The sequence below is a fragment of the Pseudomonas putida genome, assembly GCF_005080685.1.
Lineage (GTDB): Bacteria > Pseudomonadota > Gammaproteobacteria > Pseudomonadales > Pseudomonadaceae > Aquipseudomonas > Aquipseudomonas putida_V.
The window spans coordinates 1,060,446-1,083,039 of record NZ_CP039371.1; the positions used below are offsets into that span (position 1 = coordinate 1,060,446).

The window sequence follows — 22,594 nt, forward strand, 5'->3', positions numbered from 1 at the left end:
TAATGAGTGAAGCGATCAAGCAGCCTGCCGGCCCCGAAGGCATCATCCAGATGCAGGGCGTCAATAAATGGTATGGCCAGTTCCATGTGCTCAAGGACATCAACCTGAACGTGCGCCAGGGTGAGCGTATCGTGTTGTGCGGGCCGTCCGGTTCGGGCAAGTCCACCACCATCCGTTGCCTCAATCGCCTGGAGGAGCATCAGCAGGGGCGCATCGTCGTCGATGGCGTGGAGTTGACCAACGACCTCAAGCAGATCGAGGCGATCCGCCGTGAGGTCGGCATGGTGTTCCAGCACTTCAACCTGTTCCCGCACCTGAGCATCCTGGAAAACTGCACCCTGGCACCCATGTGGGTGCGCAAGATGCCACGGCGCAAGGCCGAGGAAATCGCCATGCACTACCTGGAGCGGGTGCGTATTCCCGAACAGGCGCACAAGTATCCCGGGCAGCTCTCCGGCGGCCAGCAGCAGCGCGTGGCGATTGCCCGGGCGCTGTGCATGAAGCCGAAGATCATGCTGTTCGACGAGCCGACCTCGGCGCTTGACCCGGAAATGGTCAAGGAAGTGCTCGACACCATGGTGGGCCTGGCCGAGGACGGCATGACCATGCTCTGCGTGACCCACGAGATGGGCTTCGCCCGCACCGTGGCGAACCGGGTGATCTTCATGGACAAGGGGGAGATCGTCGAGCAGGCGGCGCCGGATGAGTTCTTCGATCGGCCCCGTAGCGATCGGACCAAGCTGTTCCTCAGCCAGATCCTGCATTGATGCAACTGGGGCCGCTCTGCGGCCCCCTTGATAATGCTGATGTCAATTGTAGGAGCGGCCTTGCGCCGCGAAAGGGCCGCAAAGCGGCCCCGGCGATATCCGCAGCAAAGCTGATTCCCTGGGGCCGCTACGCAGCCCTTTCGCGACGCAAGGCCGCTCCCACAGGATTGCGGAAAGGCTTCAAGCCTTGCGTTATTTCTCTTCCGGCGTGGCCACCGGCGCAGGTGGCGGTCGCAGTCCCACCTCGGCGATCAGCTTCAATTGCTGACCGTTGCGCATCACCTCGATGGTGATCTTCTCGTTCGGCTTGATCCGCGCCACCTGGTTCATCGACTTGCGACCATCCCCGGCCGGCTCGCCATTGATGCTGAGGATCACGTCGCCCAGTTGCAACCCGGCCTTCTGCGCCGGGCCGTCACGGAAGATCCCGGCAACCACGATGCCCGGGCGCCCCTCCATGCCGAACGACTCGGCCAGTTCCTGGCTCAGCGGCTGCACTTCGATGCCCAGCCAGCCACGAATCACCTGGCCATGCTCGATGATCGACTTCATCACCTCCAGTGCCAGCTTCACCGGAATGGCGAAGCCGATGCCCTGGGAGCCGCCGGACTTGGAGAAAATCGCAGTGTTGATGCCGATCAGGTTGCCGTTGGCATCGATCAGTGCACCACCGGAGTTGCCCGGGTTGATCGCCGCGTCGGTCTGGATGAAGTCTTCGTAGTTGTTCAGGCCCAACTGGTTGCGCCCGGTGGCGCTGATGATGCCCATGGTCACGGTCTGGCCAACCCCGAACGGGTTGCCGATGGCCAGCGAGACGTCGCCGATGTGGATGTTGTCGGAACGACCGATGGTGATCGCCGGCAGGCTCTTGAGGTCGATCTTCAGCACCGCGAGGTCGGTCTCGGGGTCGCTGCCGATGACCCGGGCCAGGGTTTCCCGGCCATCCTTGAGTGCCACCACGATCTGATCGGCGCCGCTGGTGACGTGGTTGTTGGTCAGCAGGTAGCCCTCGGGGCTCATGATCACCGCCGAGCCCAGGCTCGACTCCCAGCGCCGCTGCTTGGGCAGGTTGTCACCGAAGAAACGGCGGAACTGCGGGTCTTCGAACAGCGGGTGGGCGCTTTTGTTGACGACCTTGGTGGTGTACAGGTTGACCACCGCCGGGGCGGCGAGCGTCACGGCATCGGCGTAGGACACCGGGCCCTGCATGATCCGCGAAGTCTGCGGCGCCTGCTGCAGGTTGACGTCCTGGCTGGGCAGCCCGACCCATTCCGGGAAGCGCTGGATGATCAGCATGGCGATCAATACACCGGTGAGCAGGGGCCAGCCAAAGTAACGCAAAGCCTTGAACATGAACGAATCCTGAGTGGGCGGGGACCAATGACTGCGCGATGCGGCGCGAACGCGCGCGATCATACACCGGTTCCCCCGATGCCAGCGACGGCCCATAATGGCGGGCATTATACGGGCGTTGGGCCCGAGAAAAGCGCAGATTTCGAGGAGATTTTCCATGGCCGTCGCACTCAACACCTTGGTCGAGGAAGCTGAGCGCTACCTGGGCAGCGCGAAAATCCAGGATTACTGCCCCAATGGCCTGCAGGTCGAAGGCCGTCCACAGGTCAGCCGCATCGTCAGTGGCGTGACCGCCAGCCAAGCATTGCTGGACGCGGCAGTCGAGGCCGAAGCCGACCTGGTGCTGGTGCACCATGGGTACTTCTGGAAGGGCGAGAACCCGTGCATCACCGGGATCAAGCAGCGCCGCCTGAAGACCCTGCTCAAGCACGACATCAGCCTGCTGGCCTTCCACCTGCCGCTGGACGTGCATCCGGAAGTCGGCAACAACGTGCAATTGGCGCGCCAGCTGGATATCACTGTCGAGGGCGCACTGGACCCCAACGATGCCAAGGTGGTGGGGCTGGTCGGCTCGCTCGCCGAGCCGATGACCCCGCGCGACTTCGCGCGCCGGGTGCAGGAAGTGATGGGGCGCGAGCCGCTGCTGGTCGAAGGCGACGAAGTGATCCGCCGAGTCGGCTGGTGCACCGGCGGAGGGCAGGGCTTCATCGACACGGCGATCGCCGCCGGGGTCGACCTGTACATCAGCGGCGAGGCCTCGGAGCAGACGTTCCACAGTGCCCGCGAAAACGGCATCAGCTTCATCGCCGCCGGTCACCATGCCACCGAGCGCTATGGCGTGCAGGCGCTGGGCGATTACCTCGCGCGGCGCTTTGCCCTGGAGCACCTGTTCATCGATTGTCCGAATCCGATCTGACGGGCAGGGCCCAAACCCCCAGTCATATGGTTAGACCTTTTCGATCTAGGCCGCCTCCTAAATAGAATTACCCGCTGTGATAAAGTGGCTCGCTCGAACACGGCCCGTAGGCCGTCCATAAGATCGTTTTTCGTGAGTAGCCATGGTCGACAAACTGACGCACTTGAAACAGCTGGAGGCGGAAAGCATCCATATCATCCGCGAGGTGGCCGCCGAGTTCGACAACCCGGTGATGCTGTACTCGATCGGCAAGGATTCCGCCGTGATGCTGCACCTGGCGCGCAAGGCCTTCTTCCCAGGCAAGCTGCCGTTCCCGGTGATGCATGTCGACACCCAGTGGAAATTCCAGGAGATGTACCGCTTCCGCGACAAGATGGTCGAGGAAATGGGCCTGGAACTGATCACCCACGTCAACCCCGAGGGTGTGGCGCAGGGCATCAACCCGTTCACCCATGGCAGCTCCAAGCACACTGACATCATGAAGACCCAGGGCCTCAAGCAGGCGCTGGACAAGCATGGTTTCGATGCCGCCTTCGGCGGTGCCCGCCGCGACGAAGAAAAGTCCCGGGCCAAAGAGCGCGTCTATTCGTTCCGTGACAGCAAGCACCGCTGGGACCCGAAGAACCAGCGTCCCGAGCTGTGGAACGTGTACAACGGCAAGGTCAACAAGGGCGAGTCGATCCGCGTCTTCCCGCTGTCGAACTGGACCGAGCTGGACATCTGGCAGTACATCTATCTCGAAGGTATCCCGATCGTGCCGCTGTACTTCGCTGCCGAGCGTGAAGTGATCGAGAAGAATGGCACCCTGATCATGATCGACGACGATCGCATCCTCGAGCACCTCTCCGAGGAAGAGAAAGCGCGCATCGTCAAGAAGAAGGTGCGTTTCCGTACCCTGGGCTGCTACCCGTTGACGGGCGCTGTCGAGTCGGAAGCCGAGACGCTCACCGACATCATTCAGGAAATGCTCCTGACGCGCACTTCCGAGCGCCAGGGCCGGGTCATCGACCACGATGGCGCCGGTTCCATGGAAGACAAGAAACGTCAGGGCTACTTCTAATTTTCAGGGTTACTCCATGTCGCACCAATCCGATTTGATCAGCGAAGACATCCTCGCTTATCTGGCTCAGCACGAGCGTAAAGAACTGCTGCGTTTCCTCACCTGCGGCAACGTGGATGACGGCAAGAGCACCCTGATCGGGCGCCTGCTGCACGATTCGAAGATGATCTACGAGGACCACCTCGAGGCCATCACCCGCGATTCGAAGAAGTCCGGCACCACCGGCGAGGAAGTCGACCTGGCGCTGCTGGTCGACGGCCTGCAGGCCGAGCGCGAGCAGGGCATCACCATCGATGTCGCCTACCGCTATTTCTCTACCGCCAAGCGCAAGTTCATCATCGCCGACACCCCGGGCCACGAGCAGTACACCCGCAACATGGCCACCGGCGCCTCGACCTGCGACCTGGCGATCATCCTGGTCGACGCCCGCTACGGCGTGCAGACCCAGACCCGCCGGCACAGCTACATCGCTTCGTTGCTGGGCATCAAGCACATCGTCGTCGCGGTCAACAAGATGGACCTCAAGGGCTTCGACGAGCAGGTCTTCGAGTCGATCAAGGCCGACTACCTGAAGTTCGCCGAGGCCATCAACCTGACCCCGAGCAGCCTGCACTTCGTGCCGATGTCGGCGCTCAAGGGCGACAACGTGGTCAACCGCAGCGAGCGTTCGCCGTGGTACACCGGCCCTGCGCTGATGGAAATCCTCGAGACCGTCGAAGTCTCGGCCGACCGCAACTTCACCGACCTGCGTTTCCCGGTCCAGTACGTCAACCGTCCGAACCTGAACTTCCGCGGCTTCGCCGGTACCCTGGCCAGTGGCGTGGTGCACAAGGGTGACGAGATCGTCGTCCTGCCGTCGGGCAAGAGCAGCCGGGTCAAGTCCATCGTCACCTACGAGGGCGAACTGGAAAATGCAGGGCCCGGCCAGGCCGTGACCCTGACCATGGAAGACGAGATCGACATCTCCCGTGGCGACCTGCTGGTGCACGCCGACAATGTACCGCCGGTGACCGACCAGTTCGACGCCATGCTGGTGTGGATGGCCGAGGAGCCGATGCTTCCGGGCAAGAAGTACGACATCAAGCGCGCCACCAGCTACGTGCCGGGCTCGATTGCCAGCATCACCCACAAGGTCGATGTGAACACCCTCGAGAAGGACGCTGCCAGCGCCCTGCAACTGAACGAGATCGGCCGCGTCAAGGTGTCCCTGGACAGCGCCATCGCCCTGGACGGTTACGACAGCAACCGCACCACCGGTGCGTTCATCGTCATCGACCGCCTGACCAACGGCACCGTTGGCGCCGGCATGATCATCGCCCCGCCGGTATTGCCGCACGGCAGCACCGGCCAGCATGGCAAGCTGGCCCATGTATCCACCGAAGAGCGTGCCCTGCGCTTTGGCCAGCAGCCGGCCACCGTGCTGTTCAGCGGCCTGTCGGGCGCGGGCAAGAGCACCCTGGCCTATGCCGTGGAGCGCAAGCTGTTCGACATGGGCCGTGCGGTCTACGTGCTCGACGGCCAGAACCTGCGCCACGACCTGAACAAGGGCCTGCCACAGGACCGCGCCGGTCGCACCGAGAACTGGCGCCGCGCCGCCCATGTGGCGCGCCAGTTCAACGAAGCCGGCATGCTGACCCTGGCCGCCTTCGTGGCCCCGGACGCCGAAGGCCGCGAACAGGCCAAGGCGCTGATCGGCAAGGACCGTCTGGTCACCGTTTACGTCCAGGCCTCGCCATTGGCCTGCCGCGAGCGCGACCCGCAAGGCCTGTACGCCGCTGGCGGCGACAACATCCCGGGCGAGAGCTTCCCGTACGATGTGCCGCTGGACGCCGATGTGGTGATCGATACCCAGGTCACCAGCGTCGAGGAAGGTGTGAAGCAGGTGCTGGATGTGTTGCGTCAGCGTGGCGCTATCTAAGCGTTGATGTTGTATGGAAAAACCTGCTTCGGCAGTAGTGCTGTTCACTTGAGGCTGCTTCGGAGCCCATCGCGGCTCAAGGCCGCTCCTACACTGACCTCGTAAGCCAAAATTCACTGGCTACCGCGGACTCTGTAGGAGCGGCCTTGTGCCGCGAAAGGGCCGCAAAGCGGCCCCGACGATCTAAAGTGAACAGCATTACGCTTCGGCGGGTTTTTTTCGTTTTTGGGTTGGGCGGGGCGGCGCTGGATCTCAAACCCGCCCCTGCAACCAAGGCAAGCACCAGCGGCCCTGCCTCGCCATTCGGAAGGACACCAGCCGAAAGATGGCCCATCGGTGAAAGGGACGATTTATTTTCCTATTTAGTTTGAGGCCGACCTGCCTCGTCTGCTCGATGCATTTCCCGGGAACTGATTGGAGCAGGGAAATACATAGCAGGAAAATAAAGTCGCCCCCTTTTCCCAAGGCCTGTACGCCGCTGGCGGCGACAACATCCCGGGCGAGAGCTTCCCGTACGATGTGCCGCTGGACGCCAATGTAGTGATCGATACCCAGGTAACCAGCATCGAGGACGGTGTGAAGCAGGTGCTGGATGTGCTGCGTCAGCGTGGTGCTATGTAAGCGTTGATGCTGTGTGAGAAACCCCGCATCGCGAGCTGCGCTCGCTCCTACGCTTGTTTTTGGCCAGTAACGCCAATGACAATCGCGCGCGACCGCTTGGTGAGTACGACACGATATCGAGACGACTCCAAAGGGTCTTGGCTTTCAATGTGATGGACTAGCTCTGCTGGGTTTAAGCAGAACTGCATGTGGGGGCATATCGCATTTGAACTGCTTTCATGGTTGTATTCGTAAAGAAGCCATTTTCCCCGCCCGAAAGCAGGGTGCATATGACGATAACGTATCTAAAGTTTATTGGTCTTTTTTGTGCTTGAGGGGGTTATGTCAGATTAATCTGTCATGGAAGTGATCTCGAAAAATGATGTTTTCAAGAATGAAATTTCAAGCGTGGTCGTAGGAAAATCCAAGTTGCTGGCTAGGTGATCTTTCCAACTGGTTTCACTTTTATCTGATCTGGGATTATGGATGCCCTGGCTCGCTTAGCGATTGCTTTAGGGTTCAACGGGTCCTTGATTAAGGTTTATAAAAATGGGTAAATACAGAAAAGTTCACATCGAGCGGTTCCGGGGTTCTGGTGGGGTTGTCCTCCCCCCGAACCAGGCTATGCATGCAGGCGATTTCATAAAATCACCTAACGGACGGTATGCGCTCCGCCTTCGACCTGATGGAAACTTGGTGCTTGAGGATCGCGGCGTCGTGATCTGGCTGGCCAATGAAAAACAGCAGCACAGCTACACCTTTAAACTCAGGAAGCGGGAGGCTCTTCACTTCATAATCCAGAACTCCGGTTTTCTTTATGATCCCTCCCGTGGCCGGATATGGTCGGCCCAAGCCACGGAAACCCGAGATACGTCCTATTGGCGCAATAATCATCTAGCGGTTACAGATACAGGGAATATAGAAATCTATGATGGTAGGAGCGGGGAAGTCAGGTGGGCCCGTACAGGATTTGTACCGGGGCGACTTCGTCGGCGGGAGAAGATATTTCCGCATGTTGATCTACCACAAGAACTTAAGCCAGTTTTTAAAATTAAGCATGATTTTCCATAATTCCTAGAATTCATATCCGCTTGCAGATAGCTTCAGGGTTAATCAACAAATACTTGGTTGGTGTGCCTGGAGCTATTTTGGTTGTGAACGGTGTAGGATGGGTTCAGTGTTGTGGGGTTTGGATTAATTTGTAATGTTGCTCGTAGTCTACATCTCTCTCGCAACCTTGTCGGTACGGGTCCATGTCGCACTTAAATGTTGTGTTCTTGTTGTTTGGATTCCAGGACCAGTGGCTGCATCCGGAGAGAGCTAATACTACTATAAGGCTTAGTGGCTTCATGACGTGCTCGCGCGTGTAGAGGTAGCGCCATTTTGGTTGTGGAATATCCTGCTGAATACCTCGATTTTCTCTGGTTCTGGTAGGAGATTTTCCTTATTCGAAGGTGAATATTCTTACATTGGTTGTGTCAGTGGACTTTCTAAGTCTATGAGGATTAATGTGAGTATGGTGTGACTCAACGGGGCTTAAACTGAAGTTCTCGAATAAGGAAGCTGCTAAAAGTTAGAAGGGTATTCACATGTGCCTTTCCGATACCGGAATCACCCGCTTCTGCTTCACCGCTTTATAAGAAAAACTCGAATAAATCTCCTTCACCCCTGGCAACCTTTGCAACACCTCGCGTGTAAACTCCCCAAACGATTCCAAATCTCGCGCCAATATCTCCAGCAGAAAATCATATCGCCCAGAAATGTTATGGCAGGCGACGATCTCCGGTATCTCCATCAACCGCCTTTCGAACGCCACCGCCATGTCCTTGGTATGCGAATCCATCATGATGCTGACGAACGCCGTCACGCCAAACCCCAACGACTTGGGTGAAAGAATGGCCTGATACCCCGTTATGTAGCCATTGTCCTCAAGCAACTTGACCCGTCGCCAGCACGGTGAAGTGGTCAGCGCCACTTGATCGGCCAATTCCGAAACGGTCAGTCGGGCGTTGTCCTGCAAGGCAGCGAGCAGAGCGCGGTCGGTACGGTCGAGTGTGTTGGGCATGTTGTGCCCTCCTGAAGGGCTTTTTATTGTTTTCATTCCAAAACACGCCAGATTGCGTGGGCAATTTTGGAAAAATTCGGGCTGCCTGGTGGCATAAGCTTAGAACAAACCACCAGAGGTTGTTGCCATGCGCGCCTCCCCTAACAACAGCGGTTTTTCCACGCGAGCAATCCATCACGGCTACGACCCGCTCTCCCACGGCGGCGCCCTGGTGCCGCCGGTCTACCAGACCGCGACCTACGCTTTTCCTACCGTCGAGTACGGTGCCGCGTGCTTTGCCGGGGAGGAGGGTGGGCATTTCTACAGCCGCATCTCCAACCCGACCCTGGCCCTGCTGGAGCAGCGCATGGCCTCGTTGGAGGGCGGCGAAGCGGGGTTGGCGCTCGCTTCGGGCATGGGGGCCATTACCTCGACCTTGTGGACCTTGCTGCGTCCCGGCGACGAACTGATCGTCGGGCGTACCGTCTACGGCTGCACGTTCGCCTACATGCACCATGGCCTTGGCGAGTTCGGGATCAAGGTCCGCCATGTCGATCTCAACGACCCCAAGGCGTTGAAAGCAGCCATCACCCACAAGACGCGGATGATCTATTTCGAGACCCCGGCCAACCCGAACATGCAACTGGTCGATATCGCGGCAGTGGTGGAGGCCGCGCGAGGGCACGACCTGCAGGTGGTGGTCGACAACACCTACTGCACGCCCTACCTGCAGCGGCCTCTGGAGCTTGGGGCGGACCTCGTTGTGCATTCGGCCACCAAGTATCTCAGCGGCCATGGCGATATCACCGCCGGCCTGGTGGTCGGACGCAAGGGATTGATCGACAGGATCCGACTGGAGGGCCTCAAGGACATGACCGGGGCGGTATTGTCGCCCCACGATGCGGCGTTGCTGATGCGTGGCATCAAGACCCTGGCATTGCGCATGGACCGCCATTGCGCCAACGCGCAGCAGGTCGCCGAGTTGCTCGCCCGCCAGCCGCAGGTCGAACTGATTCACTATCCCGGACTGACCTCGTTCGCCCAGTTCGACCTGGCCCAGCGGCAGATGCGCCAGCCGGGCGGGATGATCGCGTTCGAGCTCAAGGGCGGGATCGAGGCCGGGCGACGGTTCATGAATGCCCTGCAACTGTTCGCCAGGGCAGTGAGCCTGGGCGATGCCGAATCGCTGGCGCAGCATCCGGCGAGCATGACCCATTCGAGCTATACGCCGAAGGAGCGGGCGCACCATGGGATTTCCGAGGGGTTGGTGCGGTTGTCGGTCGGGTTGGAGGATGTGGAGGATTTGTTGGGGGATATCGGGCAGGCGTTGGAGGCCTGCAGCTAGGTTGTCGGTGCCGGCCTCTTCGCGGGTAAACCCGCTCCTACAGGTAGTGCGCGGTGTTTGAGAGTTGTGCAAATGCTGTAGGAGCGGGTTTACCCGCGAAAGGGCCAGTAGATGTCACCCACAGAAAAGGCCTCTCGCGAGGCCTTCTTGCATGCTATTTTAGCGAATCAACGCTTGAGCCCGTAGCTCTCGTCGAGCATGCCCGGCGAGTTCGGCGACTTCGGCGCGTAGTCGCGTGGCACTTCGGCGGTGTCCTTCGGTGGGGTCAGGCGGTCGCGTGGGCCCTGTGCGGCTTCGGAGTGCAGGGCGGCCAGCAGGCGCTGACGGGTCAGGTCGTCGAGGGCCAGGGTATTGGCGCCGTCCGCCAGGTGGTCCTGGACGTCCTGGTAGCTCTGGGTCAGTTTCTTCACCAGCACGGCAGTGCTGTTGAAGTGGGTCACCACTTCGTGCTGGTAGTTGTCGAAGCGTTTCTGAATATCGTCCAGCTGACGCTGGGTGCTGCTTGGCGCCGCATTGGGCAGCAGACGGGCCGCGATGAAACCGACCGCCACGCCGATGACCAGGGCCAGGGTTGGCAACAACCAAACAAGGAGCGAGAGTTCCACGAGTCCTTCCTCTATAAACGGCTTTGCTTTACGTTAACGGCTCAGACCTGCGCTGTATACCGCGAGCGATCGCAAATCAGAACAGAATTCTTCAGCTAGACGAATCGACCCAACCCGAGGTCACGGAGTAGTACCTTGCTCGTGCGCGAAACCCCCTTGTTCATCGATGGCCCCAGTGGCCAGTTGGAAGCCTTGTACCTGGACGTGGCCGATGCCCGTGGCGCGGTACTGATCTGCCACCCCAACCCGGTCCAGGGCGGCACCATGCTCAACAAGGTGGTCTCGACCCTGCAGCGCACCGCCCGCGATGCCGGCTACGTGACCTTGCGCTTCAACTACCGCGGCGTCGGCCAGAGTGCTGGCAGCCATGACATGGGGGCCGGCGAGGTCGCCGATGCCGAGGCCGCCGCTGCCTGGCTGCGCGAACGCCACCCGCAGCTGCCGCTGGTGCTGATGGGCTTCTCGTTCGGCGGCTTCGTCGCCACCAGCCTGGCCGGCCGCCTGGAGTCCCAGGGCGTGGCCTTGCAGCACCTGTTCATGATCGCCCCGGCGGTGATGCGCCTGACCGACCAATTCCCGCTGCCGCAACGTTGCCCGATCAGCCTGGTCCAGCCCGATACCGATGAGGTCGTGGATCCGCAGCTGGTTTACGCCTGGTCCGACGCGTTGACGCGCCCCCATGAGCTGCTGAAAGTGGCAGAATGCGGACACTTCTTCCATGGCAAGCTGACCGATCTGAAGGATCTGCTGCTGCCGCGCCTTTCGAACTGAGCCAAGCCTGAATAAGCGAACACCATGACCACGCGCATTCTCACCGGTATCACCACCACCGGCACCCCGCACCTGGGCAACTACGCCGGGGCCATCCGTCCGGCGATCGTCGCCAGCCAGCAGCCGGGTGCCGATTCGTTCTATTTCCTGGCCGACTACCACGCCCTGATCAAGTGCGACGACCCGCTGCGCATCCAGCGCTCGCGCCTGGAAATCGCCGCCACCTGGCTGGCCGGTGGCCTGGATCCGGACAAGGTGACCTTCTACCGCCAGTCCGATATCCCCGAGATCCCCGAGCTTACCTGGCTGCTCACTTGCGTCAGTGCCAAGGGCCTGCTCAACCGCGCCCATGCCTACAAGGCCTCGGTGGACAAGAACGTGGAAAACGGCGAAGACCCGGACGCCGGCGTGACCATGGGCCTGTACAGCTACCCGGTGCTGATGGCGGCCGACATCCTGATGTTCAACGCCCACAAGGTGCCGGTCGGCCGTGACCAGATCCAACACGTGGAGATGGCCCGCGACATCGGCCAGCGTTTCAACCACCTGTTCGGCCAGGGCAAGGATTTCTTCGCCCTGCCCGAGGCGGTGATCGAGGAAAGCGTGGCAACCTTGCCGGGCCTGGACGGTCGCAAGATGTCCAAGAGCTACGACAACACCATCCCGCTGTTCACCAGCGCCAAGGACATGAAGGACGCCATCTCGCGCATCGTCACCGACTCGCGCGCGCCGGGCGAGGCCAAAGACCCGGACAACTCGCACCTGTTCACCCTGTTCCAGGCCTTCTCCACCCAGGCCCAGTGCGCCGAGTTCCGCGAAGAGCTGTTGCAGGGCCTGGGCTGGGGCGAGGCCAAGCAGCGTCTGTTCCAGCTGCTCGACGGCCAGTTGGCCGAGAAGCGCGACCACTATCACCAGCTGATCTCGCGCCCGTCCGACCTGGAGGACATCCTCCTGGCCGGCGCCGCCAAGGCCCGCAAGATCGCCACCCCGTTCCTCGAGCAACTGCGCGAGGCCGTTGGCCTGCGTTCGTTCCGCAGCAGCGTGCAAGCCACCACCGAGGTGAAGAAGAAGGCCGCCAAGACCGCGCGGTTCGTCAGCTTCCGCGACGAGGACGGCAGCTTCCGTTTCCGCCTGCTGGCCGCCGATGGTGAGCAACTGCTGCTGTCGCGCAGCTTCGCCGACGGCAAGAGCGCAGGCGCCGTGAGCAAGCAGCTGCAGCAAGGTGGCGAGGCCGATGTTCGGGTCGACGGCCTGGGCTTCAGCCTGTGGCTGAACGGCGAGCAGGTGGCCGAAGGGCCGCAGTTCGAGGCGGCCGAAACGCGTGATGCGGCGATCCAGACCCTGCGCGAAGCACTTGCTCCGCAGCCGGACTGAGGCATATTGCCTATCTGCTGAGGCATATTGACGCAAGTCTGATTGCCATAAGGCGGGCCGCTCGCTACAGTGACGGCCCGTTTTTTGTTGCCTCGCTAACGAATCATGACGCCCCTAGAACGATATCAAGCAGATCTGAAACGTCCCGACTTCTTCCATGATGCGGCGCAGGAGACTGCGGTGCGTCACCTGCAGCGCCTGTACGACGACCTGGTGCACGCGCAGAACAACAAGCCGGGCATGTTCGGCAAGCTGTTCGGCAAGAAGGAGCAGACGCCGGTCAAGGGGCTGTACTTCTGGGGTGGGGTAGGCCGAGGCAAGACCTACCTGGTCGATACCTTCTTCGAGGCGCTGCCGTTCAAGCAGAAGATGCGTACGCACTTCCACCGCTTCATGAAGCGCGTGCACGAGGAGATGAAAACCCTCAAGGGTGAGAAGAACCCGCTGACCATCATCGCCAAGCGCTTCAGCGAAGAAGCCAAGGTGATCTGCTTCGACGAATTCTTCGTCTCCGACATCACCGATGCGATGATCCTCGGCACCTTGATGGAGGAGCTGTTCAAGAACGGCGTGTCGCTGGTGGCGACGTCCAACATCGTCCCCGACGGCCTGTACAAGGACGGCCTGCAGCGCGCGCGCTTCCTGCCGGCCATCGCCATGATCAAGCAGTACACCGACGTGGTGAACGTCGACAGCGGGGTCGACTATCGCCTGCGTCACCTGGAACAGGCCGAACTGTTCCATTTCCCGCTCAACGAGGCGGCGCACCAGAGCATGCGCGCCAGCTTCAAGGCGCTGACCCCGGAATGCACCCAGGCCGTCGAGAACGACGTGCTGATGATCGAGAACCGTCCGATCAACGCCCTGCGTACCTGCGACGACGTCGCCTGGTTCGACTTCCGCGCCCTGTGCGATGGGCCGCGCAGCCAGAACGACTACATCGAGCTGGGCAAGATCTTCCATGCTGTATTGCTGAGCAACGTCGAGCAGATGGGCGTCGCCACCGACGACATCGCCCGCCGCTTCATCAACATGGTCGACGAGTTCTATGACCGCAACGTCAAGCTGATCATCTCGGCCGAGGTCGAGCTCAAGGACCTGTACACCGGTGGGCGCTTGGCCTTCGAGTTCCAGCGCACCCTGAGCCGGTTGCTGGAGATGCAGTCCCACGAATTTCTGTCGCGGGCGCACAAGCCGTAAATCGCCGGGGCTGCTGCGCAGCCCCGGTTGCTTTCAGGCCTCCTGCATGAACTGCTGGCGATACTGGTTCGGCGACAGCTCGGTATGCTGGCGGAACAGCCGCGCGAAGAAGCTGGCATCGTCGTATCCCACCTCGTAGCTGATGGTCTTGATGCTCTTGCGCGTGCTCGACAGCAGCCCCTTGGCCGTCTCGATCCGCAGCCGCTGCAGGTAGTGCAGCGGTTTGTCGCCCGTGGCGCCCTGGAAGCGGCGCATGAAGTTGCGGATGCTCATGCCATGGTTGCGAGCCACGTCCTCGAAGCGGAACTTGTCGGCGAAGTGTTCCTCCAGCCAGTGCTGGATCTGCAGGATGATCAGGTCCTGGTGCAGCTTCTGGCCGCCGAAGCCCATGCGCCCGGGGGTGTAGTTGCGCTGCACCTCATAGAGGATGTCGCGCGACACCGCGCGGGCCACGTTGGCGCCGCAGAAACGCTCGATCAGGTAGATGTACAGGTCGCAGGCCGACGTGGTGCCGCCGGCGCAGTAGAGGTTGTCGGCGTCGGTCAGGTGCTTGTCCTGGTTGAGGCGGACCTTGGGAAAGCGCTCGGCGAAACTGGCGAAGAAGCGCCAGTAGGTGGTCGCCTCCTTGCCATCGAGCAGCCCGGCCTCGGCCAGCCAGAACACCCCACTGGCCTCGGCGCACAGCACCGCGCCGCGGGCATGCTGCTCGCGCAGCCAGGGCAGCACTTGCGGATAGCGTTGCACGAGGTTGTCGAAGTCGTCCCAGAACGCCGGGAGAACGATCACGTCGGCATCGATCAGGCCGCCGTCGACCGGAAGCTGCACGTTGCTGAAGCTGTCCACGGGCTGCCCGTCCGGGCTTACCAGGGCGATCTCGAACATCGGTTGCAGCCCCAGCCCCAGTTGCTTGCTGTAGCGCAGGCTGGCCAGATGGAAGAAATCCTTGGCCTGCATCAGGGTCGATGCGAACACCTTGTCGATGGCCAGGATGCATACGCGGCGCAATGACGCCGGGGGTTGGGTAAACATCATTGTCGTTGTTCTTATAGGGTAGAGTGGTCAATCACCGGCTGGATCGTCTTATTTTTTGGCTGGTGTGTCTACCCCGATGGATCGCGTCGCATTCTTCGTGGCGGTTCGGCGCCCCGACAAGCCCGCTCCCACAGGTACCGCTTCGATCTCGGGCGCGGTCAGATCCTGTGGGAGCAGGCGACACTGAACTCAGCTCAAGGCGCCGGGTTCGGCTGGTCCTGGTGGATCGCCTCGATCGCCGCCAGCAACTCGTCGCTGAGGTTCAGGTCCAGGCTCGCCAGGTTGCTGTCCAGTTGTTCCAGGCTGGTGGCGCCGATGATGTTGCTGGTCACGAAGGGCTGGCGGGTGACGAAGGCCAGGGCCATCTGTGCCGGGTCCAGGCCGTGGTCCTTGGCCAGTTGAACGTAGCGGCTGCACGCTGCAACCGTCTGCGGGTTGGAGTAGCGGGCGAAGCGGCTGAACAGGGTCAGGCGGCCGTTTTCCGGCCGTGCGCCGTTCTCGTACTTGCCCGACAGCATGCCGAAGGCCAGCGGCGAGTAGGCCAGCAGCCCGCATTGTTCGCGAATCGCCACTTCCGCCAGGCCGACTTCGAAGCTGCGGTTGAGCAGGTTGTACGGGTTCTGGATCGACACCGCACGTGGCCAGCCGCGGCTTTCTGCCAGGTGCAGGAACTTCATGGTGCCCCATGGCGTTTCATTGGACAGACCGATGTGGCGGATCTTGCCGGCACGCACCTGTTCGTCGAGCACCTCGAGGGTTTCTTCCAGCGGAGTGAAGTGGTCCTGGGGCAGGTGCTGGTAGCCCAGCTTGCCGAAGAAATTGGTACTGCGCTCCGGCCAGTGCAGTTGGTAGAGGTCGATGCGGTCGGTCTGCAGGCGCTCGAGACTGGCATCCAGCGCCGCCACGATGTGCTGGCGATTGTGCTTGAGCTGGCCGTCGCGGATGTGGCTGATGCCGTTGCCGGGCCGGCGACCTTGCTCGCCAGTACCCAGTCGTCGCGGTCGCTGTTGGCGCGGAACCAGTTGCCGATGATGCGCTCGGTGGCCGCGTAGGTTTCCGGGCGTGGCGGCACCGGGTACATCTCGGCGGTGTCGATGAAGTTGATGCCGCGGGCCTTGGCCCGGGAAATCTGCTCGAAGGCCTCATCCTGGGTGTTCTGCTCACCCCAGGTCATGGTGCCCAGGCAAAGGGCGCTGACGTCGAGGTCGGTACGACCGAGCTTGCGGTATTCCATCGGGAAGACACTCCTTGGCAAAGAAGCCCATAAAAGCAGGTTGAAATTTTTCGCGCAATCTGGATAATTCGGCACCTCTCCGCGTGGCGGAAGTGATGCACCACCACGCAGGAAGAACCCCGTCGAACATTGGCGTGCCCGACCCGAGCCCCCAAAAGCGTCAGCGTTCGGCTGCGCGTTTGCCCTTGGCAATCTGCGCACTATCCAGTAAGATTCGCCGTCTATTTTTCGCTGGGCGGCCTCTGAGGCTTTAGAGAATGAAAACTTTTACTGCTAAACCGGAAACAGTAAAGCGCGAGTGGTTCGTAGTCGACGCCGCTGGCCAGACCCTGGGTCGTCTGGCTACCGAAATCGCTAGCCGTCTGCGTGGCAAGCACAAACCAGAATACACCCCGCACGTTGACACCGGCGACTACATCGTCGTCATCAACGCCGAGCAGATTCGTGTAACTGGCGCCAAGTCTTCCGACAAGATGTACTACTCCCACTCCGGCTTCCCGGGCGGTATCAAGGAAATCAACTTCGAGAAGCTGATCGCCAAGGCCCCTGAGCGTGTTATCGAAACCGCGGTCAAAGGCATGCTGCCTAAGAACCCGCTGGGTCGCGACATGTACCGTAAGCTGAAAGTGTACGCGGGTGCTGCTCACCCACACACTGCTCAGCAGCCTCAAGAACTGAAGATCTAACGGGATAGTTCATTATGTCGGCGACTCAAAATTACGGCACTGGCCGTCGCAAGACCGCAACCGCTCGCGTTTTCCTGCGTCCGGGTACTGGTAACATCTCCATCAACAACCGTTCTCTGGACGTGTTCTTCGGCCGCGAAACCGCTCGCATGGTTGTTCGCCAGCCGCTGGAGCTGACCGAGACCGTCGAGAAGTTCGACATCTACGTCACCGTCGCCGGTGGTGGTGTCAGCGGTCAAGCCGGTGCGATCCGTCACGGTATCACCCGCGCTCTGATGGAATACGACGAAACCCTGCGTGGCGCTCTGCGTCGTGCTGGCTACGTCACCCGCGACGCTCGTGAAGTCGAGCGTAAGAAAGTGGGTCTGCGTAAAGCGCGTAAGCGTCCTCAGTACTCCAAGCGTTAATACCGCTTCGGCAGTCGAAAAAAGCCCGGTTCCTTGGAACCGGGCTTTTTTTTTGGGCTTGAACTAACCTGTCAGCATGTCGGTGACCGCTTGTCGCATAGACGCAGATCAAGCAAAGCGCGGGTTGTCGCCGTTGGTCGGGGTAATCACCTTGTCACTGTGTGGATTTGTTTCTTACCATGGCGACCGTTTTTGGTGCCACTGACACAACCTAAGTACAGGCCTGGTTCAACAGGCCAAGCAAGCTGATGGGAGAGGACTGAATGAGCAATGACGGCGTCAACACAGGCCGGCGCCGCTTCCTCGTAGCCGCGACATCCGTGGTCGGGGCGGCGGGGGCAGTGGGGGCTGCGGTACCGTTCGTGGGGTCATGGTTTCCCAGTGCCAAGGCAAAGGCTGCCGGCGCACCGGTGAAGGTCAATGTCGCCAAGGTCGAACCCGGGCAGCAGATGGTGGCCGAATGGCGTGGCCAGCCGGTGTTCATCGTGCGGCGAACGGAAGAGATCCTGGGCAACCTCAAGAAGATCACTGGCGAGCTCTCCGACCCCGAATCCAAGGCGTCCGTGCAGCCGACCTATGTCGACCCGCAGGTGCGCTCGATCAAGCCGGAAATCCTCATCCTCGTCGGTCTCTGTACCCACCTTGGCTGCTCGCCCACCTTCCGTCCGGAGGTGGCGCCTGCCGACCTCGGTCCAAAGTGGGTCGGCGGTTATTTCTGTCCTTGCCATGGTTCCCACTACGACCTCGCGGGGCGTGTCTACAAGTCTCAGCCGGCACCGCTCAACCTGCCGGTGCCGCCGCATTCGTACGAGTCTGACGACATCATCGTCATCGGCGTCGATCAGGAGAACGCATGATGAGCAAGTTCATGGACTGGGTCGATGCGCGCTTCCCCGCCACCAAGATGTGGGAAGATCACCTGAGCAAGTACTACGCGCCGAAAAACTTCAACTTCCTGTACTTCTTCGGCTCCCTGGCACTGCTGGTGCTGGTGAACCAGATCGTCACCGGTGTCTGGTTGACCATGAGCTTCACGCCGTCGGCCGAAGAGGCCTTCGCCTCGGTCGAGTACATCATGCGCGACGTGGAGTACGGCTGGATCCTGCGCTACCTGCACTCTACCGGTGCGTCGGCATTCTTCATCGTCGTCTACCTGCACATGTTCCGTGGCCTGCTCTACGGCTCCTACCAGAAGCCGCGTGAGCTGGTCTGGCTGTTCGGCATGCTGATCTACCTGGCGTTGATGGCCGAAGCCTTCATGGGTTACCTGCTGCCTTGGGGCCAGATGTCGTACTGGGGCGCCCAGGTGATCATCTCGTTGTTCGGCGCCATCCCGGTGATCGGCGATGACCTGACGCAGTGGATCCGCGGTGACTACCTGATTTCCGGCATCACCCTCAACCGCTTCTTCGCCCTCCATGTGGTGGCGCTGCCGATCGTGATCCTTGGCCTGGTGGTGCTGCACATCCTAGCCTTGCACGAGGTGGGGTCGAACAACCCCGATGGCGTCGACATCAAGAAGAAAAAGGACGAAAACGGCATTCCCCTCGACGGTATTCCGTTCCACCCGTACTACACCGTCAAGGATATCGTCGGTGTCGTGGTGTTCCTCTTCGTGTTCTGCGCGGTCGTGTTCTTCTTCCCGGAAATGGGCGGCTACTTCCTCGAAAAACCCAACTTCGAGCAGGCCAACGCGTTCAAGACACCTGAGCACATCGCCCCGGTCTGGTACTTCACGCCGTTCTACGCGATCTTGCGGGCGGTGCCGGACAAGCTGATGGGCGTCATCGCCATGGGGGCGGCCATCGCCGTGCTGTTCGTGTTGCCCTGGCTCGACCGCAGTCCGGTGCGCTCGATGCGCTACAAGGGCTGGCTGAGCAAGCTCTTCCTGCTGGTGTTCTGCGTGGCCTTCGTCATCCTCGGCGTGCTTGGCGTACTGGCGCCAACCCCTGGGCGTACCTTGTTGTCGCAGGTCTGTACGGTGCTGTACTTCGCCTACTTCCTGCTGATGCCGTTCTACACAAGGCTCGAGAAGACCAAACCGGTTCCGGAAAGGGTGACTGGCTGATGAAAAAGTTGATTGCAGTTTTTCTGCTGGCAGTGATGCCTGCCTTCGCCTTCGCTGCCGAGCAGGGTCTGGAGCTGGACAAGGTCGATGTCGATCTCACCGACAAGGCCGCAATGCAAGACGGTGCACGCACCTTCGCCAACTATTGCATGGGCTGTCACAGTGCCAAGTTCCAGCGCTACGAGCGCGTGGCCGATGACCTGGATATCCCCCATGAGCTGATGCTCGAGAAACTGGTGTTCACCGGCGCCAAGATCGGCGACCACATGAAGATCGGCATGCAGCCGAGCGATGCCAAGACCTGGTTCGGTGCGGCACCGCCCGACCTCACCCTGGTGGCGCGGGTGCGCGGCAACGATTGGCTGTACACCTACCTGCGCAGCTTCTACGAGGACAAGTCGCGGCCTTACGGGGTGAACAACAAGGTCTTCCCCAACGTCGGCATGCCCAACGTGCTGGTAGGCTTGCAGGGTAACCAGGTAATTGGTTGCAAGCAGGTGCAGAGCGTGGTCGATGGCAAGAAGCAATTCGACCCGTTGACCGGCACGCCGCTCACCCATGAAGCCTGCGACCAGCTGACCATCACGCCGAATTCCGGTACCCTGACGACCGAGCAGTTCGACGAGAAGGTCAAGAACCTGGTGACCTTCCTGGCCTATTCGGCCAACCCGGTCAAACTGGAAAGCCAGCGCATCGGTACCTACGTGTTGCTGTTCCTGGCTTTCTTCTTCGTGTTCGCCTACTTGCTCAAGCGCGAATACTGGAAGGACGTGCACTGATCACGCAGTAGTTTCTGGTTAGTTGAACGCGCCCTGGGCGTTCCCGCGTAAATGCGTGGGGGCCTCCAGGGCGCGTTTGCATTTGCAGTCTTACAAGCATCCCCATGCGAGGAGCCGTACATGGGCGCGACCAACAGGTTAGCCTGCTATTCCGATCCCGCCGATCACTATTCTCATCGCGTGCGCCTGGTGCTCGCCGAGAAAGGCATCGGCGTGCAGATCATCGACGTCGACCCCGCTCGCCTGCCGCCCAAGCTGATCGAAGCGAACCCCTATGGCAGCGTGCCGACCCTGGTCGACCGCGACCTGGCGTTGTATGAATCGACCGTGGTAATGGAATACCTCGAGGAGCGTTATCCGCACCCTCCGTTGATGCCGGTGTATCCGGTGGCGCGCGGCAACAGCCGCTTGCTGATCCACCGCATCCAGCGCGACTGGTGCGCGCTGGCGGACATCGTGCTCGACTCGCGTAGTTCCGAGGCGGCCCGTGCCGATGCACGCAAGGCGTTGCGCGAGAGCCTGACCGGCGTTTCCCCGGTGTTCGCCGAGTTCGCCTGCTTCATGAGCGATGAGCAAAGCCTGGTCGATTGTTGTCTATTGCCCATATTATGGCGTTTGCCATTATTGGGTATCGAGTTGCCGCGGCAAGCCAAGCCGCTGCTGGAATACATGGAGCGACAGTTCGCCCGCGAGCCTTTCCAGGCGAGCCTGTCCTCCGCAGAGCGTGAAATGCGCAAGCTTTAAGGAGCCGTTGATGAACTCCAGTCGCCCCTATCTGGTTCGAGCACTGTACGAGTGGATCGTCGACAACGATTGCACCCCTCATATGCTGGTCAACGCCGAATACCCGGCGGTCCAGGTACCCCAGGGTTTCGCCAGTGATGGCCAGATCGTCCTGAATATCTCGCCCAGCGCCGTGCGCAGCCTGCACATGGATAACGAGGCAGTGAGCTTCGAGGGCCGCTTCGGTGGCGTCGCCCACTCGCTGTACGTGCCAGCCGGCGCCATTCTCGGCATCTATGCCCGGGAGAATGGCCAGGGCATGGTGTTCGAGCTCGAGCCGCCAGTGATGGAGGATGAAGAACTCGAAGACGAAGGTGTCGAGCCGGATGACGATGGCCCGCCCACTGGTGGCGGGCAGCCGCCGCGCCCTAGCGGTCGGCCTAGCCTGAAAGTGGTCAAGTAACAAAAAAGGCGATCCAACCGGATCGCCTTTTTCTTTGCCTGCACCCGTGCCAGTGGATCAGTCGATATACTCGAACAGCTTGACGATCTTCTGCACGCCCGACACGCCTTGCACCACGGCAGTGGCCGAGTTGGCCTCCTGTTGGGTCACCAGGCCCAGCAGATAGACGATACCGTTCTCGGTGATGACCTTGATGCGCGAGCTGGGCACGGCGTTGTCGGTCAGCATTTGGGTCTTGATCTTGGTGGTCAGCCAGGCGTCGTTGTTACGTGCCAGGATGGAGGAGGGCTGCATCACCTGCAGCTCGTTGTGCACCTTCTTGACCCGCTGCACCTGGCTGGCGGTCTGCTCGGCCAGGCTCTTGAGGTCGGCGCGCGGCGTCTGTCCGGCAAGCAGGACGATGCCGTTGTAGCTGCTGACGACGATGTGCGAGCCCTTGTCCAGGTCGGGGCTGGCCTTGGCGATGTTCACCGAGGCCTTGGTTTCGATCAACGAGTCGTCGATCTTGCTGCCGATGGTGCGCGTGCCGCGATCATCCTCGATCGGCGAGTTGCGGGTCGAGGTCAGTACCGAGCTGCAGCCGGTAACGCTCAGGCACAGGGTCAGGGCCATCAGGCCGAGGCGCTTGGGGATCATTCTTCACTCCCGAACAGTTGGCTGTCGATCAGGTCGCATAGGCAGTGGATCGCCAGCAGGTGGACTTCCTGGATGCGTGCGGTCACGGTCGAAGGAACGCGGATCTCCACGTCCTCGGGCAGCAGAAGCGAGGCCATGCCGCCACCGTCACGTCCAGTCATAGCTACGACAATCATTTCGCGATCATGTGCCGCCTGGATCGCTTGAATCACGTTGGCCGAGTTACCGCTGGTGGAAATCGCCAGCAGCACGTCGCCAGGCTGGCCCAGGGCGCGGATCTGCTTGGAAAAGACTTCGTTGTAGCTGTAGTCGTTGGCGATCGAGGTCAGCGTCGAGCTGTCGGTGGTCAGCGCGATGGCGGGCAGGCTCGGGCGCTCACGCTCGAAGCGGTTGAGCAGCTCGGACGAGAAGTGCTGGGCGTCGCCGGCCGAGCCGCCGTTGCCACAGGCAAGCATCTTGCCCTCGTTGAGCAGGGCGTTGACCATGACCAGGCTGGCCTGCTCGATGTGCGGTGCCAGGATGTCCATCGCCTGTTGCTTGGTATCGATGCTGGCCTGGAACAGCCGGCGAATTCGGGATTGCATGTCCATCTGGTGACCTTAAATGGGGCGGC

Annotated in this window: 21 protein-coding genes and 2 pseudogenes; 16 read left to right on the top strand and 7 right to left on the bottom strand. The window is 60.9% G+C overall.

Annotated features, from left to right (window positions below; translation table 11 throughout):
- The first annotated feature begins 2 nt into the window (after positions 1 to 2).
- Entirely contained in the window at positions 3 to 767 is a 765-nt protein-coding gene (locus E6B08_RS05225; protein WP_033702861.1) for an amino acid ABC transporter ATP-binding protein, read from the top strand.
- 192 nt (positions 768 to 959) lie between these two features.
- Here E6B08_RS05225 and algW read toward each other — a convergent pair whose 3' ends face one another.
- Complete coding sequence (algW, locus tag E6B08_RS05230) at positions 960 to 2,120, bottom strand: Do family serine endopeptidase AlgW (RefSeq protein ID WP_136913046.1); 1,161 nt, start codon at positions 2,118 to 2,120, stop codon at positions 960 to 962.
- Positions 2,121 to 2,277: 157 nt separating this feature from the next.
- Between algW and E6B08_RS05235 the strand changes: the two genes are divergently transcribed.
- From E6B08_RS05235 to E6B08_RS31420, 4 genes and pseudogenes are all read left to right on the top strand, one after another.
- Positions 2,278 to 3,036, top strand: coding sequence for a Nif3-like dinuclear metal center hexameric protein (locus E6B08_RS05235; protein WP_136913047.1), 759 nt, complete (start codon positions 2,278 to 2,280; stop codon positions 3,034 to 3,036).
- Between the two features lie 142 nt (positions 3,037 to 3,178).
- Positions 3,179 to 4,096 carry a sulfate adenylyltransferase subunit CysD gene (gene cysD, locus E6B08_RS05240; RefSeq protein WP_054884652.1) on the top strand — a complete coding sequence of 306 codons (918 nt, stop codon included), beginning with the start codon at positions 3,179 to 3,181 and terminating at the stop codon, positions 4,094 to 4,096.
- 16 nt (positions 4,097 to 4,112) lie between these two features.
- Complete coding sequence (cysN, locus tag E6B08_RS05245; protein ID WP_136913048.1) at positions 4,113 to 6,014, top strand: sulfate adenylyltransferase subunit CysN; 1,902 nt, start codon at positions 4,113 to 4,115, stop codon at positions 6,012 to 6,014.
- 462 nt (positions 6,015 to 6,476) lie between these two features.
- Positions 6,477 to 6,635, top strand: a pseudogene (locus E6B08_RS31420) (hypothetical protein); the annotation flags it as partial.
- 1,564 nt (positions 6,636 to 8,199) lie between these two features.
- Here the strand turns inward: E6B08_RS31420 and E6B08_RS05255 are convergent.
- Positions 8,200 to 8,679: an Lrp/AsnC family transcriptional regulator gene (locus E6B08_RS05255; RefSeq protein ID WP_136913050.1), complete on the bottom strand. Its 480-nt coding sequence runs from the start codon at positions 8,677 to 8,679 to the stop codon at positions 8,200 to 8,202.
- 127 nt (positions 8,680 to 8,806) lie between these two features.
- On the opposite strand from E6B08_RS05255, the gene E6B08_RS05260 reads away from it, so the two are divergent.
- On the top strand, positions 8,807 to 10,003 hold the full coding sequence (locus tag E6B08_RS05260; RefSeq protein WP_136913051.1) for a methionine gamma-lyase: 1,197 nt from the start codon (positions 8,807 to 8,809) through the stop codon (positions 10,001 to 10,003).
- 167 nt (positions 10,004 to 10,170) lie between these two features.
- Here E6B08_RS05260 and E6B08_RS05265 read toward each other — a convergent pair whose 3' ends face one another.
- The gene (locus tag E6B08_RS05265) at positions 10,171 to 10,608 is read right to left on the bottom strand and encodes a YhcB family protein (RefSeq protein ID WP_136913052.1); all 438 of its coding nucleotides are present in this window, start codon (positions 10,606 to 10,608) and stop codon (positions 10,171 to 10,173) included.
- A gap of 135 nt (positions 10,609 to 10,743) precedes the next feature.
- On the opposite strand from E6B08_RS05265, the gene E6B08_RS05270 reads away from it, so the two are divergent.
- The 3 genes from E6B08_RS05270 (at position 10,744) to zapE (ending at position 13,953) form a co-directional block, all read left to right on the top strand.
- Positions 10,744 to 11,379 carry an alpha/beta hydrolase gene (locus E6B08_RS05270; protein ID WP_136913053.1) on the top strand — a complete coding sequence of 212 codons (636 nt, stop codon included), beginning with the start codon at positions 10,744 to 10,746 and terminating at the stop codon, positions 11,377 to 11,379.
- A 24-nt stretch (positions 11,380 to 11,403) separates the two neighbouring features.
- Positions 11,404 to 12,753: a tryptophan--tRNA ligase gene (locus E6B08_RS05275; protein WP_136913054.1), complete on the top strand. Its 1,350-nt coding sequence runs from the start codon at positions 11,404 to 11,406 to the stop codon at positions 12,751 to 12,753.
- 105 nt (positions 12,754 to 12,858) lie between these two features.
- Entirely contained in the window at positions 12,859 to 13,953 is a 1,095-nt protein-coding gene (gene zapE, locus E6B08_RS05280; RefSeq protein WP_136913055.1) for a cell division protein ZapE, read from the top strand.
- A 33-nt stretch (positions 13,954 to 13,986) separates the two neighbouring features.
- Here zapE and E6B08_RS05285 read toward each other — a convergent pair whose 3' ends face one another.
- Positions 13,987 to 14,883: a GlxA family transcriptional regulator gene (locus E6B08_RS05285; RefSeq protein ID WP_192938680.1), complete on the bottom strand. Its 897-nt coding sequence runs from the start codon at positions 14,881 to 14,883 to the stop codon at positions 13,987 to 13,989.
- Between the two features lie 296 nt (positions 14,884 to 15,179).
- A pseudogene (locus E6B08_RS05290) lies at positions 15,180 to 16,219 on the bottom strand (NADP(H)-dependent aldo-keto reductase).
- A 257-nt stretch (positions 16,220 to 16,476) separates the two neighbouring features.
- On the opposite strand from E6B08_RS05290, the gene rplM reads away from it, so the two are divergent.
- The 7 genes from rplM to E6B08_RS05325 all read left to right on the top strand — a co-directional run bounded on the left by rplM (position 16,477) and on the right by E6B08_RS05325 (position 21,345).
- Positions 16,477 to 16,905, top strand: coding sequence for a 50S ribosomal protein L13 (rplM, locus tag E6B08_RS05295; protein WP_008097538.1), 429 nt, complete (start codon positions 16,477 to 16,479; stop codon positions 16,903 to 16,905).
- 14 nt (positions 16,906 to 16,919) lie between these two features.
- The gene (gene rpsI / locus E6B08_RS05300) at positions 16,920 to 17,312 is read left to right on the top strand and encodes a 30S ribosomal protein S9 (protein WP_009404633.1); all 393 of its coding nucleotides are present in this window, start codon (positions 16,920 to 16,922) and stop codon (positions 17,310 to 17,312) included.
- Between the two features lie 263 nt (positions 17,313 to 17,575).
- Positions 17,576 to 18,169, top strand: coding sequence for a ubiquinol-cytochrome c reductase iron-sulfur subunit (gene petA / locus E6B08_RS05305; protein WP_136913056.1), 594 nt, complete (start codon positions 17,576 to 17,578; stop codon positions 18,167 to 18,169).
- Positions 18,169 to 19,380: a cytochrome b gene (locus E6B08_RS05310; RefSeq protein ID WP_136917333.1), complete on the top strand. Its 1,212-nt coding sequence runs from the start codon at positions 18,169 to 18,171 to the stop codon at positions 19,378 to 19,380. The genes petA and E6B08_RS05310 overlap by 1 nt, the downstream gene beginning before the upstream one ends.
- A complete protein-coding gene (locus E6B08_RS05315) occupies positions 19,380 to 20,159 on the top strand; it encodes a cytochrome c1 (RefSeq protein ID WP_136913057.1) in 780 nt (259 codons plus the stop codon). Before E6B08_RS05310 ends, E6B08_RS05315 begins: the two co-directional genes overlap by 1 nt.
- A 120-nt stretch (positions 20,160 to 20,279) precedes the next feature.
- Positions 20,280 to 20,903, top strand: a complete 624-nt coding sequence (locus tag E6B08_RS05320; protein WP_136913058.1) for a glutathione S-transferase N-terminal domain-containing protein — start codon at positions 20,280 to 20,282, stop codon at positions 20,901 to 20,903.
- A 10-nt stretch (positions 20,904 to 20,913) separates the two neighbouring features.
- Positions 20,914 to 21,345, top strand: a complete 432-nt coding sequence (locus E6B08_RS05325) for a ClpXP protease specificity-enhancing factor (RefSeq protein WP_136913059.1) — start codon at positions 20,914 to 20,916, stop codon at positions 21,343 to 21,345.
- A gap of 57 nt (positions 21,346 to 21,402) precedes the next feature.
- On the opposite strand, the gene E6B08_RS05330 is transcribed toward E6B08_RS05325, so the two are convergent.
- Together E6B08_RS05330 and E6B08_RS05335 are read right to left on the bottom strand one after the other, a co-directional pair.
- A complete protein-coding gene (locus E6B08_RS05330; RefSeq protein ID WP_136913060.1) occupies positions 21,403 to 21,981 on the bottom strand; it encodes a BON domain-containing protein in 579 nt (192 codons plus the stop codon).
- A complete protein-coding gene (locus E6B08_RS05335; RefSeq protein ID WP_136913061.1) occupies positions 21,978 to 22,571 on the bottom strand; it encodes a phosphoheptose isomerase in 594 nt (197 codons plus the stop codon). Before E6B08_RS05335 ends, E6B08_RS05330 begins: the two co-directional genes overlap by 4 nt.
- Positions 22,572 to 22,594: the final 23 nt, after the last annotated feature.

Bases quoted from the DNA above. Each gene is read 5' to 3' on its own strand.
- algW (WP_136913046.1), bottom strand. From the start codon at position 2,120: ATGTTCAAGGCTTTGCGTTACTTTGGCTGGCCCCTGCTCACCGGTGTA.
- E6B08_RS05275 (WP_136913054.1), top strand. From the start codon at position 11,404: ATGACCACGCGCATTCTCACCGGTATCACCACCACCGGCACCCCGCAC.
- E6B08_RS05310 (WP_136917333.1), top strand. From the start codon at position 18,169: ATGAGCAAGTTCATGGACTGGGTCGATGCGCGCTTCCCCGCCACCAAG.
- E6B08_RS05320 (WP_136913058.1), top strand. From the start codon at position 20,280: ATGGGCGCGACCAACAGGTTAGCCTGCTATTCCGATCCCGCCGATCAC.
- E6B08_RS05315 (WP_136913057.1), top strand. From the start codon at position 19,380: ATGAAAAAGTTGATTGCAGTTTTTCTGCTGGCAGTGATGCCTGCCTTC.
- E6B08_RS05260 (WP_136913051.1), top strand. From the start codon at position 8,807: ATGCGCGCCTCCCCTAACAACAGCGGTTTTTCCACGCGAGCAATCCAT.
- rplM (WP_008097538.1), top strand. From the start codon at position 16,477: ATGAAAACTTTTACTGCTAAACCGGAAACAGTAAAGCGCGAGTGGTTC.
- cysD (WP_054884652.1), top strand. From the start codon at position 3,179: ATGGTCGACAAACTGACGCACTTGAAACAGCTGGAGGCGGAAAGCATC.
- E6B08_RS05225 (WP_033702861.1), top strand. From the start codon at position 3: ATGAGTGAAGCGATCAAGCAGCCTGCCGGCCCCGAAGGCATCATCCAG.
- petA (WP_136913056.1), top strand. From the start codon at position 17,576: ATGAGCAATGACGGCGTCAACACAGGCCGGCGCCGCTTCCTCGTAGCC.
- E6B08_RS05330 (WP_136913060.1), bottom strand. From the start codon at position 21,981: ATGATCCCCAAGCGCCTCGGCCTGATGGCCCTGACCCTGTGCCTGAGC.
- zapE (WP_136913055.1), top strand. From the start codon at position 12,859: ATGACGCCCCTAGAACGATATCAAGCAGATCTGAAACGTCCCGACTTC.
- E6B08_RS05325 (WP_136913059.1), top strand. From the start codon at position 20,914: ATGAACTCCAGTCGCCCCTATCTGGTTCGAGCACTGTACGAGTGGATC.
- cysN (WP_136913048.1), top strand. From the start codon at position 4,113: ATGTCGCACCAATCCGATTTGATCAGCGAAGACATCCTCGCTTATCTG.
- E6B08_RS05235 (WP_136913047.1), top strand. From the start codon at position 2,278: ATGGCCGTCGCACTCAACACCTTGGTCGAGGAAGCTGAGCGCTACCTG.
- rpsI (WP_009404633.1), top strand. From the start codon at position 16,920: ATGTCGGCGACTCAAAATTACGGCACTGGCCGTCGCAAGACCGCAACC.
- E6B08_RS05335 (WP_136913061.1), bottom strand. From the start codon at position 22,571: ATGGACATGCAATCCCGAATTCGCCGGCTGTTCCAGGCCAGCATCGAT.
- E6B08_RS05255 (WP_136913050.1), bottom strand. From the start codon at position 8,679: ATGCCCAACACACTCGACCGTACCGACCGCGCTCTGCTCGCTGCCTTG.